Here is a 13,372-nt window from a genome sequence, read left to right on the forward strand (position 1 = left end):
CGCACGAGCCGACGCCGCAGGCGCGCCCACCTTCTGCCCATCAAAGCCTCTCGTCGATGTCCCCGCACGTCGCGGTGGCGGTCAGCGCCTCCTCGCACGGGCGGGGGTGGCACCGCCGCCACCTGCCGCGAGGGTGCCGATGATCGTGCCGATGACCAGCAGGGGCATCAGGAGTCTCACCAGCATCGCCCATGCTGCCTTGCCGCCCACGATGACGACGCCGACTCCCATGCCGAGCACCAGCACGACGACGTCCACCAGCCAGGCCAGGAACCGTGCCCCTCCACCTGCCTTGACGTAGAGGACACCGTCGCGGAACGGCGCGAGCCGCTTGGCGGTCTGTGGTCCGAGGACCTGCTCCGCGTGCGCCCTGGCGCGTTCCTGAACGGGGAGTTGCCCATTCGGGACGGTCATGTGTTCTCCGGTCGATCAGGGCGTGACTGGTCAGGACGCGACCTGCGCCATGGGCATCGTATGGGTTGCTCCTTGCACTGCGCTGCCCGTAGTGCACCCGTACTCCACTGTGCACCGTCCCGTACGGGCGCGGTGGTCGTGTGATAGATCTGTGACTCGCTGCGACACTGCGGCCGCGTGCGTATGTCCCGTGCGTATGTCCCGTGCGTATGTCCACTGTGGAGTTCAGGTGCCGCGGGGCGTGATTCAGCCGACGCGGCGACACGAGGGAGAGATTGTGCGGATGTTGCTCGCTGTTCGAACTGTGCTGACCGGTGCCGCGTGCGCCGTGGTGACCCTCACGGGTTGCTCGGTGAGCGTGGCGCCTGCGGAAGACCCCACGATCTCGAAGGAGAACCTCGAACAGGGCATCAGCGACGCGCTGGAGAAGGCTGTGGGGCAGCGTCCGGACTCGGTCGAGTGCCCCGGCTCGGTGAAAGCGAAGGAGGGGAGTCGGTCCGCTGCGAGCTGAGCGCGGGATCCGTCCGGTATGGACTGACCGCGACCGTCGGTTCGTACCACAACGGCAAGGCGGAGTACGACGTCAAGGTCGACGAAGAGCCGGCCAGCTGACGGCGCGACGGAAGACAATCGCTCCGATATCATTCTGCCAGAAGTTCTCTTCGGCACCATAAATGACGAGTGAATTACCCGAACTCGGTGCGATGTCGCCGAGGCGCCGGAATCGCGCATTATTTCCTACCTTCGAGCTCCCGTGGCCGGCAGAGTCAGCGCCAGTTGTCCGAGAGGTGCGGACAGCATCCCGGTCCGCCGGGTGGATGGGTATGCCGTGAAAGGCGCGTTCGGGACATCGCCGGTGTTGTGAAAGGCGCGTTGAGGGCGTTGACCATGCCCTGAAAGCGCCTTTCACGGCACAACGGGATGGCAGGCAGACCGACCCATGTCAAGCCTCCGAAGATGCCAACCCCCCGGTAGCCATCCCGGAGACCTGCCCCTCCGGCGAGGAGCCGCCGGAGGCAAACCCGTCCGACGAAGACACCCGTTCGGCGAGGGCAAACCACGAACTCACCCGGCCACCGCAAGCGGACACAGCACTAGCATCACCGGCAAGGGAAGTCGTCCACAACCCGCTAGGAGGTGCGGCGATGGACACGTCCGCGTATTTGGACGTTGTCGTCGAGCAGACGAGCACGTTGGCCGATTGGGTGCACGGCAGGGATGCGTCTGCCCCGGTGCCGACGTGTCCGAAGTGGACACTGGCTGACCTCGTCGACCACGTCGGTGCGGGGCAGCGCATGGCGGCGATGCTCGTGGGTGAGCGGATGACCGAGCCGAGCAGGGCGTTCGCAGGCTACGTTCCTGGTCCGGCCGATCCGGCCCAGTGGCGCGCCTGGCTGACCGAGGGCGCTGCCGAGGTGAAGCAGGCGTTCGAATCGGTCGCCGATGACACGCCGGTGTGGGATCCGTCCGGCGGTGCCGCTGGCGTGCTGTTCTGGTCACGCCGGATGTTCGGCGAGGCTTGCGTGCATCGCGCGGACGCGGCCGTGGCGCTCGGCATGCGGTACGAGCTGGCGCCGGAGTTCGCCGTCGAGGCCATCGAGGACTGGCTGGACACGATGACCTCCCGCGGCTACTGGGAGAACAGGCCGGACTTCGCCGATGCGATGCGCGGCGCGGGCCAGACCCTGCATTTCCACGCGACCGACGCGCCCGGGGAGTGGGTGGCACGCCGGGAGCCGGACAGGGTCGTCCTGGAACGCACGCACACGAAGGCGGACGTCGCGGTACGCGGCCCGGCCGTCGAGCTGCTGCTCGTGCTCAGCAGGCGCCGCTCGCTGGCAGCGGCTCCCGGCGTGGAAGTGCTCGGGGATCGGGCCCTGTTCGACCACTGGATCGGACACATGGACTGGGTCACCGACGGCTGACCACATCTGGACGGCCACTCGTCGACGGTGATTCGCGTGGCCGGCTGCTCGGCCGGTCTGCGATGACATCCGCGCACCTCAAGGACAGTCCATCAATCCAGTTTGATGTATGCTGTGGGGCATGCTGGACTCGGGTCAAGCACCACCGTCGTTCGTCCGGCTGGCCGCGCATCCGCTCCGCTGGCGGCTGCTCACCGAGCTCGCAGGCAGCGACTACCGGGTCCGCGAGCTGGTGGCGCTGGTCGGCCAACCGCAGAACCTGGTCTCCTACCACCTGCGGCTCCTGCGCGACGGCGGGCTGGTCACCACCACCCGCAGCAGCTTCGACGGCCGCGACAGCTACTACCACCTGGATCTCGGCCACTGCGCGAACGCGCTGGCCGCCACCGGCGCCGCCCTCCACCCGGCCCTGCGACCATCAGGTACGACCCCCACGGTCGTGGGGAAGCAGGTCGCCGTGCTGTTCGTGTGCACCGGCAACAGCGCCCGCTCGCCCATCGCCGAGGCCCTGCTCCAGCACCGCGCCGACGGCTGGGTGCACGCCGTCAGCGCCGGCACCCGCCCCAAACCCCAGCTCCACGCCACCACCGCACAGATACTGCGCGAGGCGTTCGACATCGACATCGCCGGCCGGCGCCCCCGGCACCTCGACACCGTGACCCGGCGCCGCTTCGACCACGTGATCACCCTGTGCGACAGAGCCCGCGAAGCCTGCCCCGAGTTCGACCACCACCCGCGGCGCGCCCACTGGAGCATCCCCGACCCGGCCAACGGCACGGGCACGTCTCAAGCCACCCATCGCCGCTTCGAGGACACCGCCGAGGAGATCGACACCCGCGTCCGGCACCTGCTGCCGGTCCTCGCCACCGACCACCACGAGGAGATCCAGCCGTGACTGACCAGTACGCCAGCGTCCGCTACCTCGTCGACGACGTGCAATCGGCCATCGACTTCTACACCACCCACCTCGGCTTCACCCTCCGCACCGACGCCGCACCCGCCTTCGCGGACGTGACTCGCGGATCGTTGCGCCTCCTGCTGTCCGGACCCGCCAGCTCCGGCGCCCGCGCCACCCCCGAGGACGCCGCGGCCGCCGGCCACAATCGCATCCACCTCGTCCTCGACGATCTGGACGCCGAGATCGCCCGGCTGGGCGACGCGGGCATCTCCTTCCGCAGCGACCTGGTCACCGGGCCCGGCGGGCGCCAGATCCTGCTCGCCGACCCGGCAGGCAACCTCGTCGAGCTGTTCGAACCGGCCTAGAGGCCCTCGCCTGTGCGTCGGCCAGATCCTGGCAGTGCGGTAATGCTCGCGGGGCGGGGAGCGGGCAGCCTGTCTCGCTGACTTTGTCCTTCGCCCGGTCGAGGAGGTGTTTCACGTTCTGGAGCGGTGATCGCAATGTCGGCGATCACCCTGTGGAACTGCGTAACGCGAAGGGGTGGATGTGCGCACCTCTTCGTATTCCACGCAATTCTTTCCTGGGCATTCGGCAGTAACGTGCGAAGACGTCCGAGATCGTTCATCGATCACTTCGTAAGGAGACAGCAATGCCCGAATTGGCTGGCCGTCGTGTGTTTTACGCGGCCCTTGCCGTGCCGATCGCCATGGTGATCGCGCCGCTGACCGCGTCCGCGGGAGTGGCGGGCGAGACCATGGTGACCGAGCAGGCGCAGCCGGGTGCGGTCGCGACGGAGAGCGGGACCGCGGCCGCCGCGCACGCGACCGACGTCGGCAGGTTCGCGGACGGGCCCGACTGGTACTGGTGGCATGGCGGGGATGTCGTGCACACCGAGTCCGAGGACACCCAGGTGACCCATGTGGTCAACGGCATCCACAACAACACCGTCATCGGCAACTCGTCCGAGGACACCACCGTCGTCAAGGACGACGGGTTCTCGCCGGGACCGGACTGGTACTGGGCGGACGATGTCGATGTCGTCCACACCGAGTCCGAGGACACCCAGGTGACCTATGTGGTCAACGGCATCTACAACGACAGCGTGGTCGGCAACTCGTCCGAGGAGACGACCGTCGTCAAGGATGACGGGTTCTCGCCAGGGCCGGACTGGTACTGGGCGGACGATGTCGATGTCGTCCACACCGAGTCCGAGGACACCCAGGTGACCTATGTGGTCAACGGCATCCACAACAACACCGTCATCGGCAACTCGTCCGAGGACACCACCGTCGTCAAGGACGGCGTCGACGGGTACGAGGCCGTCCACGAGGACGACGGTGCCCACGAGGACGACGATGCCTACGAGGACGATGCCCACGAGGACGGTTCCTACGAGGACGGTTCCCACGATGACGACGACGACATCACGGCGTCCTACTTCGAGGAACTGAGCGCAGGCGCCGGCATCGGCGGTGCGTACACCGAGTCCATCGAGAGCGGCTCCTTCAGCCTGGACTGACCCCGCCAGCACGCTGCCGGCTCCCGCATCCGGGAGCCGGCAGCTGTCGTCGCGGGCCGGGAGCATCCATGGTTGCCGGAGTGGCTCCCGCGGGGACGACCGGCTCGCCCGGCAGCGGTGACGGAGTCAGGACTGCCCGCGTCGCTGGTGGGCGCTCCCGTGCGCGAGCAGTTCCGCGACGCCCAGCCCGGCGATGATGGTCGCGCTCTTCTCCGCGTCGAGGAAACGCAGACCCATGAAGTTGTCGCCGACCGTGAATCCCGGCAGCGCCCACACCCGCTCGTACGGGATCGCCACCGGACGGTAGACACGGAACGTGTAGACGTTGCGCCACAGGCAGCGGGCGGGGTCCGGATTCCACAGCCGGCGGGCCAGCTCGTCGTTGCGCAGGCAGCAGCCGACGGTCCCTACCGCACGCACGTGCTTCTGCCCCGTGAGGAGCACGACGTCGCCCGCGTCGAGCAGGTCCATCCTCCTGTCGTGCTGTGCGGTGGCACCCCAGAAGCAGGCCTCCCCGTCCGGGTGCGCGGCGACCAGCTCGGCACGCTCCGCCGCACTCAGCGCCTCCGCGTACCGCGACCGCAGGAACGGCACCGGCCGGTCCAGCGTCTCCGCCCAGTGCCGCCGCGCCTCCTTCGTGCCGTACGACGGCTGGATGATCACGCGCATGACGACGGCTGCCCGCTCCGTGCCCGGCCGAAACCGGGTACTGCCGCGCGGGCCACTGAACGGACCGCGTCAGGGAAGGGCGGCTCTGCGGCACCCCTCGCGGCCGATGTCGTCGGGCACCCCGGCGATGCGCAACGAGCCCTCACAGATCACCTGGTTCCCCTGCGCGCCGAAGTTGCAGCCGATGTCCACGATCTTGCCGCCGTAGCCCTGGAAGAAGAGGTAGAACGAGCAGTCGAGCTGATCGGCGGCGGCCGGCGTGCTCCCGGCCACCACCGACGCGACCGACAGTCCGGCCACCAGGGCGGCACCAGTGACGATCCGACGAATCCGCATGGTTCGAGCCTCACAATGCTGCTGGGCGGGGTGTGGCGCCGAGCATGCGCGCGGCGAGGACCGACGCGGCTGCCACGGCCACCTTCCGAGTATCGCGCCGAGGGTGGGCCCCACCATCCGCTGAGCGGGTCAAGGGTGGGCATGACAAACGCACGGACCAGTGCGCGGGCGCATCCCGGCGTGACCGGTCTGGCACGTCGTGTAACGGAAGGGCCGGTTCGGGAGAAACCAGTCGTGGTGCCACAGCGACGAGAGGCGTGCCGGTGAAGATCGACCTGTTCAACGAGATCCAGAATCCGCGACCCTGGCCGGCGGGCCACGAGCAGCAGCGGTTCCGGAAGGCCATCGAGCAGGCGAAGCTGGCCGACGAGCTGGGGTACGGCTGCTGGTGGCAGGTCGAGCACCACGGGGCCGGCGAGTTCAGCCTGTCCTCGGCGCCGGAGCTGCTGCTCGCGGCGATCTCCCAGCACACCAGCAGGATCCGGCTCGGGCACGCGGCCGTGCTCGCCCCCGGCCGGTTCAACCACCCGATCCGGATCGCGGAGCGCGCCGCCACGCTCGACCACCTCAGCGGTGGTCGCGTCGAGCTGGGGATGACGCGGTCGACCATCCCCGAGTGGCGGCTGTTCGGCATCGAACCGGAGCAGGCCCGCGCGCAGACCCGGCAGGCGTTCGAGATGGTGCCCGGGATGTGGACGTCGGACCGGTTCTCCTACCACAGCGACACCTACCAGATCGACGACGTCTCGGTGGTCCCCAAGCCGCTCCAGCGGCCGCATCCACCGCTGTGGCAGGCCGCGGCCAGTCCCTCCTCGTTCGAGGACGCCGGGCGCCGCGGGGTCGGGGTGCTGGGCACCACCATGTGGGAGCCGCTCGAGCGGGTCGGCAGGATGATCCAGCTGTACCGGGCCGCCGCGGCCGCGTGCACCGATCCGGTCGGGTCGTTCGTGAACAACCAGGTCGCCTACTTCACCTTCGTGCACTGCGCCGAGACCGACGAGCAGGCCATGCGCGACGGCGCCGCCGCGGCCGCCGCCTGGTACACGGTCACCGCGCTGACGTTCTTCGAGGCCGCCACCGAGTTCGCCGCCACCATGCGCCGCCACCAGGACCTGCTCGACGCGCCCGACGGCGGCGGCCTGACCGGCCGGTTCCTGCGCGGCGAGGCCGACAACGCGCCGACGGAGGCGCAGCTGCTGATCGGCAAGGTGCTGGAGGGCGTGCAGGTGCCCGACGACGAGCTCTTCACCGTCCTGGCAGCCCAGCAGTCGCTGATCGTCGGCAGCCCCGACACCTGCCGCGAAAAGCTGCGCGCCTACGCCGACCTCGGCATCGACCGCCTCATGTGCCTGCAGCAGATCGGCAGCATCCCCGACGACGCGGTGACCACCAGCATCCGCCTCATCGGTGACCTCATCCCCGAGTTCGACCGGGACCCGGCCGCCTGACCGCGCTCGCCAGCACCGGCCCGGCCGGCGGCGTCGCCGTCAGCCGGGCCCGTGCCGACCACCGGCGCCCGCCGCGGCGGACGCCGGGTGCGGTGTCGTGGTCAGCGGCGCGTTCTCAGCGTTTCGCGCGCACGACGAGTGCCGTGGTCTCCACCGGCAGGTCGGCCGTCTGTTCGATCTCGAGGCCGGCGCGGTCGAGCAGTGTGCGCAGCTCCACGAGCGAACGGTGCCTGCCGCCGGTGGTCATCAGCAGGTGCAGGTCCCACAAGGCAGGCAGCACGGTCGAGTTCTCGTCGACCACCAGACGGTCCAGCAGCAGCAACCGCGCGGACGGGGCGGTCAGGTTGCGCCGGACGTCGGTGAACAGCTCCACCACCGCGTCATCGGCGTGACCGGCCAGCACCCGGCACAGCAGGTAGACGTCGCCGCCCTCGGGAACCGACTCGAACATGTCGCCACCGACCAGTTCCAGGCGGTTCGCGAACTCGGACAGGCGGGGCTTCGCCGCGGTCACGACGTTCGGCAGGTCCAGCAGGACACCGTCGGCGTCCGGGGTGGCCGCCAGGATCGCGCCGAGCAGTTGCCCGGAACCGCCACCGAGGTCCACGACCCGCTTGCCCGCGAAGTCGAACACGCCCGGCACCGCGTCGAAGAACAGGTTGCCCGCGCGCATCGCGCCCTGGAAGCGTTCCGCCGCGTCCGGGTCGGCGGTGAAGTACTCGTACACCGGCTTGCCGTAGGCCAGCTCGAAACCGGAGCTGACCGTGCTGATCGCCTCCACCGCGTGGCCCCACGCGGTGTAGAAGTCTTCGCCGTAGAGCAGGCACATGTCGCGCTGCGATCCTGGCCGGTCCAGCAGCGCCCTGCTCACGTCGGTGTTGCGGTACCCGTCACCGTTGCCCGCGAACACGCCCATGGCCACGAGCAGGCGCATGAGCCGGTGGATGCCGTCCTCCTTGGCGCCCGACGCCGCCGCCAGTTCGGCGTCGGTCGTCCTGCCGTCCGCCACGTGGTCGGGCAGGCGCAGCTTGACCGCCGTGTGCACCGCCTGCGCCCGCCACCCGCCGGTGATCAGCTCGATGACCGTGCTCGCGGGCGTCCCGTCGGCGCTCACGTCGGGATCCCCGCCCGCTTGATGACCGGGATGTCGATGCCGAGGGCACGCATCTGGTGGTAGGGGTTCATGAACTCGCGCTGCTCGCAGATCTTGCCGTCGCGAAAGCGGAACGCGTGGATGAAGTGGTTCTCGTAGTGCCCCGGCGGGTAGTCGGGAAACAGGATCTTGCCCTTCCCGTCGCACTCCACCCAAAATCTATCGGGGTCCTGGGTTTCGAAGATCTCGACGTTGTACCAGACCCAGTCCGGGAAGATCTGCAGTGACCAAACCCCGTGCGCCTTCAGCTTCTCCCGGCCGACCGAGATGATCGGTGCCATCGTGTCACCGGTGTACAGCCCGCCGCTGCCGTCGTCGGTGAACAGCTCGTACCTGGTGAGACGGCCTTCACCGCGGCGGCTCATGTAGTCCTCCACCACGGCCCGGTTGTGGCGTCGCGACTCGGCGTTTCGATCAAATGCGTCCATTACCCCGCCAATCTGTCTTACGGCCGACAACACTTGTAACGTCGCCGACCGGAATCTGTCAAACGTCCAGCCTCGGTGTATCCCACCGCAAGTCTTCTCGGTCGGGTGCACGCTATTTTCGAAAGATGCACGAATATGTCGTCGCCGACGTCTTCACCGAAGAGCCGCTGTCCGGCAACCCGGTCGCGGTGTTCGTGGCCGCCGCCGGGCTGACCGCCGAGCGCATGCAACGCCTCGCCCGCGAGATGAACCTCTCCGAGACGGTGTTCGTGCTGCCCGCCGAGCACGACGGAGACGTACGGGTGCGGATCTTCACGCCGGTCAACGAACTGCCGTTCGCCGGTCACCCCACCCTGGGCGCCGCGATCGTGCTGGCAGGCGACCGGGACACCCTCCTGATGGAGACCAGGATGGGCACCATCCCGTTCACCTACGACCGCGCAGGCGCGGCGGCCCCTTCGGCACGGATGAGCCAGCCCGTGCCGACCTGGGAGCCGTACGAGCACGCAGCGCATCTCCTGGACGCGTTGGGCGTCAAGGACTCGACGCTGCCGGTCGAGGTGTACCGCAACGGACCTCGGCACGTCTACGTCGGCCTGCCCGACGTGGACGCGCTGTCGGCGGTGCGGCCCGACCAGCGCGCGCTGGCCGAGCACCTCGACGTGGCCGCCAACTGTTTCGCCCGGTCCGGGGACTCCTGGCGCATGCGGATGTTCTCACCCGCCTACGGGGTGGCCGAGGACGCGGCGACCGGTTCGGCGGCAGGCCCGCTCGCGGTCCACCTGGCCCGGCGGGGCCTGATCCCGTACGGCAGCCGGATCGAGATCTGGCAGGGCGTGGAGATGGGCAGGCCGTCGCGGATGCTCGCCACCGCGTGGGGCGAGGGCGAGCGGGTGGACCAGGTCGAGGTCGCCGGGTCGGCGGTCGTGGTCGCGCGCGGGACGTTCTACGGCTGAAGTCGTGTGTGCGTCCACGCCTGCCCGTCGTGGTCGTACCGCATCCGCCAGTACAGCCGCTCCGGTCTGTCCTCCCAGAACTCCACCGTGGACGGCACGAGGTGGTAGCCGACCCAGGTGGTGGGCCTCGGCAGCGGTTCACCGGCCGCGCCGAGCTCGCGCACCCGCGCCAGCAACGCGGCCGCGTCGGCGAGCGGCTCGCTCTGGGCGGAGGCCACCGACATCGGGTGCAGGCCTGGTGCCCTGGCGTGCCACAGCTCGTCGCTCTCGGCGTCGGAGAGCTGCTCGACCTGGCCGGTGAGGATGACCTGCCGTCTCGTCTCCCGCCAGTACAGGACCCCGGACGCCCAGCCGGTCGCCGCGATGTCCCGGCCCTTGGGGCTCGTGGTGTAGCTGGCGAAGACCAGCCCCCGGTCGGTGAACCGGATGGTCTGCACGACCCGGTTCGACGGGCGGCCGGCCGCGCTCACGGTGGCGAGCGAGAGCACCCCCGGCTCGCTGGCGCCGTCCTCGACGGCGGTCTTGAACCAGTGCTGTGCCAACGCGATCGGCTCGATGGGCGGGATTGCGGTGTCGGTCACGTCTCCTCCAGTGCCAGGCCGAGACCGGACAGCGCCGCCAGGGTGTAGCGACCCTCCACGGTGGCCTCGACGTCGAAGCGCACCCGCTCGGTCGGCGGGTAGCCGATCAGTTCGAGGGCGCGGTGCGGTGGTAACGGCTGCTCGGCCGGATGGCCCGGCTCCCACAGCATGACCGCGCCCCACCGGTTGCCCGCCCGATCGGAGATCCAGAACTTCAGGCGAAGTCCGGGCACGTCGCCCCACGCTGCGACGCCCCCGTCCCGCAGGTGCTCACGCAATGAGTCGATGGTCTGGGCCGAATCGCTCAGGTCCCACCAGGTGATCGTGGCTCGCATGGTTGTCCAGCACCTCTTTGATCCGAGTGGCGAGGATCCGTGGCCCGTCCTTGGTGAGCACCGACTCCGCGTGGAACTGCATGGTCGCGAAGTGCGGCGCGCGCAGGGCGTGCACTTCGCCGGTGCCGGGGTCGCGGCTGACCTCGACCCGGCCGGCCCGGTGGTGGTGGAACACGTCGGTTCCGCTGCGGGCGGCGAAGGAGTTGTAGAACCCGACGACCTCGCGCTCGCCGAACATGTCGATCTCGGACCGGGTGCCCTGGTTGGGTGCCGGGCAGCGGCTGACCGGCAGCCCGAGTTTGAGGCTCACCACCTGGTGACTCAGGCACACGGCCAGGAACGGCACCCGCCGGTCCAACAACGCGTCGATCGCCGTGTGCAGGTGCGCGATCCTCGGGTCGTCGGTGTCCCGGGGGTCACCGGGCCCAGGCCCCATGACGACGAGGTCGTGGCCCTGCGCGGTGTAGCGCTCGTCGAACCGCCGGACGGTCACGTCGAGGCCGAGGGTGGTCAACTGCTGGGCGATCATCGCGGTGAACGTGTCCTCGGCGTCGATCACCAGCACCGACCGCCCGGCGAGCGACGGGGGCGGGGCGTCGAGCCGCGTGTCGGCGAGCCAGAACCCGGCGAGGGGGGCGTTGAGGCGGTGGAGCGCGGCGACCACCTCGGGTCGTTCACCGAACCGGGCCGGGCCGCCGACGTCGAGCGCGGAGAGCAGCCCGGCGACCTTCGCGTGGGTCTCGGCGACCTCGGAGTCGGGGTCGGAGTGGCGGACGAGGGTGGCGCCGACCCCGATCCGCATGCGCCCCCGGCCGTCGACGTCGGCCGTGCGAATGAGGATCGCGGAGTCGAGGTGGCGCTGAGCCGCGTTGTCGCGGCCGATCAACCCGATGACCCCGCTGTAGTAGCCGCGGCCATCCGGCTCGTACCGGCTGATCACCCGGCAGGCGCTCTCGACCGGGCTGCCGGTGACTGTCGGGGCGAACATCGTCTCGTGGAGGATCGTCCGGGGGTCCATTGTGGACTTGCCCTTGATGAGGTACTCGGTGTGCGCGAGCCTTCTCATCTCCTTGAGGAACGGGCCGGTGAGACGTCCGCCTGCCGCGCAGACCCGCGCCATCATCTTGAGTTCCTCGTCGACGACCATGTGCAGCTCGTCGTTCTCCTTGGTGTTGTGGAGGAAGTCCATCAGCCCGGCGAGGGTGGGGCCGGACGGCGGGTAGCGGTACGTGCCGCTGATCGGGTTCATCACCGCGACCCCGTCCTGCAGGCTCACGTGCCGTTCCGGGGTGGCTCCGACGAACGTGCGATCGCCGGTGTGCACGACGAACGTCCAGTAGGCGCCCAGCTCGCGCTCGCACAGCCTGCGGAAGAACGTCAGCGCGGCGGCCGGCCGGTAGCCGGGGAGTTCGGCCACGAACGACCGCCTGAGCACGAAGTTCGCGCCGGTGCCCTGCGCGATCTCCTCGGTGATGACGCGCCGCACGATCTCGGCGTAGGTGTCGTCGTCGAGGTCGAAGTGGCCGCCGGACAACGGGATCGGCTCGTCGGGGATCTGCCCGAGCACCTCGCTCCTCGGCAGGATCGCCTGGTCGGTGACGCGCATGGCGATCAGCGGCGCCCCGTCGTCCACGGCCGCGAACCCGCGCTCGACGACCTGGCGGTAGGGCACGATGACGAGCACGTCGTGGCCGGGCGGGCCGTCGTCGGGCAACGCGATCTCCGCCAGTGTGTCCGGTGTGGACACTTCGCCGACGAGCACGTCGACGTGGTCCCCGGTGGCGTGCGGGCGGTGCACGATCGCGAACGGCGGCGGCGCGGTGCCGCGGATCCGCTCGATCACGGGAGAACCTCCTTGGCCGCGCACACGACGGCGCAGCGACGCGCCGCGTAGTCCAGCGCGAGCCGGTGGTCCTCGGCGGAGAAGTCGGCGGTGCCGTCGGCGACGACGAACGCCTGGATGTCGTTGGTGAACGCCGCCACGGCGGTCATGAGCACCCCGACGTGCGCGTACACCCCGCAGACGACCAGCTGGTCCCGGCCGAGCGCGCGCAGGTCGGCGAGCAGGTCGGACTTGTGGAACGCGCTGTATCGCCACTTCGTGTACGTCCGGTCTCCCGGCCGCGGGGCGAGCGGCTCGACGACCTCGCGGTCGGCGGGTTGGACGGTCATCCCCGGGCCCCAGAAGTCCTTGAGCAGGCCGCGCTGGTCCTCGGTCATCCCGCCTGGCTGGGCGGTGTAGCAGACCGGCACGCCCTGCGCGCGGCACCGGTCGACGACGCCCGCGATGGCGCTGACGAGCGGCACGGCGATCTCGTCCGGGAACGGCCGCACGAAGTACCGCTGCATGTCGTGGATCAACAGGACCGCGCGGTCGGGTTCGACCACCCAGTCGGCGACGTTGTCCGGCAGTTCGCCGGAGCTCGGCAGCGGGTAGGCCGCGATCGACGGGATTCCCTTCTCACCCGCACCAGCGTTCTCACCCGCACCGCGGGGGGACCCGGTGACCCGCGGGGAACCGATCCGCACGGGTCCGGTCTCCGAAACTTGCACGGCGAACTCGGGCATGCACGTCCCCTCGGTCGGTTGGCAGATGATGTTTTCACGATGCCCGCTCAGTACGAATAGTGCATCTCCAGCGTTGCTACAGAATTGCGATATCAGTGGTTCAGGTCTTACCGCGACAATTGTCGATCGTCGGGAAAATGAG

Annotated in this window: 16 protein-coding genes; 7 read left to right on the forward strand and 9 right to left on the reverse strand. The window is 69.5% G+C overall.

Going from position 1 to position 13,372, the window contains the following annotated elements:
- Nucleotides 1-81: 81 nt before the first annotated feature.
- A complete protein-coding gene (locus tag FHR82_RS44555) occupies nt 82-414 on the reverse strand; it encodes a hypothetical protein (RefSeq protein WP_184816765.1) in 333 nt (110 codons plus the stop codon).
- 241 nt (nt 415-655) lie between these two features.
- Between FHR82_RS44555 and FHR82_RS44560 the strand changes: the two genes are divergently transcribed.
- The 5 genes from FHR82_RS44560 (at nt 656) to FHR82_RS44580 (ending at nt 4,756) form a co-directional block, all read left to right on the forward strand.
- Nucleotides 656-925, forward strand: a complete 270-nt coding sequence (locus FHR82_RS44560; protein ID WP_184816766.1) for a DUF4333 domain-containing protein — start codon at nt 656-658, stop codon at nt 923-925.
- 634 nt (nt 926-1,559) lie between these two features.
- On the forward strand, nt 1,560-2,339 hold the full coding sequence (locus FHR82_RS44565; protein ID WP_184816767.1) for a maleylpyruvate isomerase family mycothiol-dependent enzyme: 780 nt from the start codon (nt 1,560-1,562) through the stop codon (nt 2,337-2,339).
- Nucleotides 2,340-2,460: 121 nt separating this feature from the next.
- The gene (locus FHR82_RS44570; RefSeq protein ID WP_184816768.1) at nt 2,461-3,234 is read left to right on the forward strand and encodes an arsenate reductase/protein-tyrosine-phosphatase family protein; all 774 of its coding nucleotides are present in this window, start codon (nt 2,461-2,463) and stop codon (nt 3,232-3,234) included.
- Nucleotides 3,231-3,602: a VOC family protein gene (locus tag FHR82_RS44575; RefSeq protein ID WP_184816769.1), complete on the forward strand. Its 372-nt coding sequence runs from the start codon at nt 3,231-3,233 to the stop codon at nt 3,600-3,602. The genes FHR82_RS44570 and FHR82_RS44575 overlap by 4 nt, the downstream gene beginning before the upstream one ends.
- A 284-nt stretch (nt 3,603-3,886) precedes the next feature.
- Nucleotides 3,887-4,756 carry a hypothetical protein gene (locus FHR82_RS44580; protein ID WP_184816770.1) on the forward strand — a complete coding sequence of 290 codons (870 nt, stop codon included), beginning with the start codon at nt 3,887-3,889 and terminating at the stop codon, nt 4,754-4,756.
- A 126-nt stretch (nt 4,757-4,882) separates the two neighbouring features.
- On the opposite strand, the gene FHR82_RS44585 is transcribed toward FHR82_RS44580, so the two are convergent.
- Both FHR82_RS44585 and FHR82_RS44590 read right to left on the reverse strand, forming a co-directional pair.
- On the reverse strand, nt 4,883-5,425 hold the full coding sequence (locus FHR82_RS44585) for a hypothetical protein (protein ID WP_184816771.1): 543 nt from the start codon (nt 5,423-5,425) through the stop codon (nt 4,883-4,885).
- Nucleotides 5,426-5,494: 69 nt separating this feature from the next.
- Nucleotides 5,495-5,761, reverse strand: coding sequence for a hypothetical protein (locus FHR82_RS44590; protein ID WP_184816772.1), 267 nt, complete (start codon nt 5,759-5,761; stop codon nt 5,495-5,497).
- A gap of 257 nt (nt 5,762-6,018) precedes the next feature.
- Between FHR82_RS44590 and FHR82_RS44595 the strand changes: the two genes are divergently transcribed.
- Nucleotides 6,019-7,209, forward strand: coding sequence for an LLM class flavin-dependent oxidoreductase (locus FHR82_RS44595; RefSeq protein ID WP_311771598.1), 1,191 nt, complete (start codon nt 6,019-6,021; stop codon nt 7,207-7,209).
- A 115-nt stretch (nt 7,210-7,324) separates the two neighbouring features.
- Here FHR82_RS44595 and FHR82_RS44600 read toward each other — a convergent pair whose 3' ends face one another.
- Both FHR82_RS44600 and FHR82_RS44605 read right to left on the reverse strand, forming a co-directional pair.
- Nucleotides 7,325-8,323, reverse strand: coding sequence for a methyltransferase (locus tag FHR82_RS44600; protein WP_184816773.1), 999 nt, complete (start codon nt 8,321-8,323; stop codon nt 7,325-7,327).
- On the reverse strand, nt 8,320-8,790 hold the full coding sequence (locus FHR82_RS44605) for a PhzA/PhzB family protein (RefSeq protein ID WP_184816774.1): 471 nt from the start codon (nt 8,788-8,790) through the stop codon (nt 8,320-8,322). Before FHR82_RS44605 ends, FHR82_RS44600 begins: the two co-directional genes overlap by 4 nt.
- A 125-nt stretch (nt 8,791-8,915) precedes the next feature.
- On the opposite strand from FHR82_RS44605, the gene FHR82_RS44610 reads away from it, so the two are divergent.
- Nucleotides 8,916-9,746 carry a PhzF family protein gene (locus tag FHR82_RS44610; RefSeq protein ID WP_184816775.1) on the forward strand — a complete coding sequence of 277 codons (831 nt, stop codon included), beginning with the start codon at nt 8,916-8,918 and terminating at the stop codon, nt 9,744-9,746.
- On the opposite strand, the gene FHR82_RS44615 is transcribed toward FHR82_RS44610, so the two are convergent.
- Genes FHR82_RS44615 through FHR82_RS44630 form a run of 4 tightly spaced genes read right to left on the reverse strand, consistent with a single transcriptional unit; the run spans nt 9,737 to nt 13,230 of the window.
- On the reverse strand, nt 9,737-10,327 hold the full coding sequence (locus tag FHR82_RS44615) for a pyridoxal 5'-phosphate synthase (RefSeq protein ID WP_184816776.1): 591 nt from the start codon (nt 10,325-10,327) through the stop codon (nt 9,737-9,739). The genes FHR82_RS44610 and FHR82_RS44615 overlap by 10 nt on opposite strands.
- Nucleotides 10,324-10,605, reverse strand: a complete 282-nt coding sequence (locus FHR82_RS44620) for a hypothetical protein (protein WP_225943859.1) — start codon at nt 10,603-10,605, stop codon at nt 10,324-10,326. Before FHR82_RS44620 ends, FHR82_RS44615 begins: the two co-directional genes overlap by 4 nt.
- Nucleotides 10,598-12,505 carry an anthranilate synthase family protein gene (locus tag FHR82_RS44625; RefSeq protein WP_192772852.1) on the reverse strand — a complete coding sequence of 636 codons (1,908 nt, stop codon included), beginning with the start codon at nt 12,503-12,505 and terminating at the stop codon, nt 10,598-10,600. Before FHR82_RS44625 ends, FHR82_RS44620 begins: the two co-directional genes overlap by 8 nt.
- Nucleotides 12,502-13,230, reverse strand: coding sequence for an isochorismatase family protein (locus FHR82_RS44630; RefSeq protein ID WP_184816779.1), 729 nt, complete (start codon nt 13,228-13,230; stop codon nt 12,502-12,504). Before FHR82_RS44630 ends, FHR82_RS44625 begins: the two co-directional genes overlap by 4 nt.
- Nucleotides 13,231-13,372 lie beyond the last annotated feature (142 nt).

The organism is Actinophytocola algeriensis (genome assembly GCF_014203735.1).
Taxonomy (GTDB): Bacteria; Actinomycetota; Actinomycetes; order Mycobacteriales; family Pseudonocardiaceae; genus Actinophytocola; species Actinophytocola algeriensis.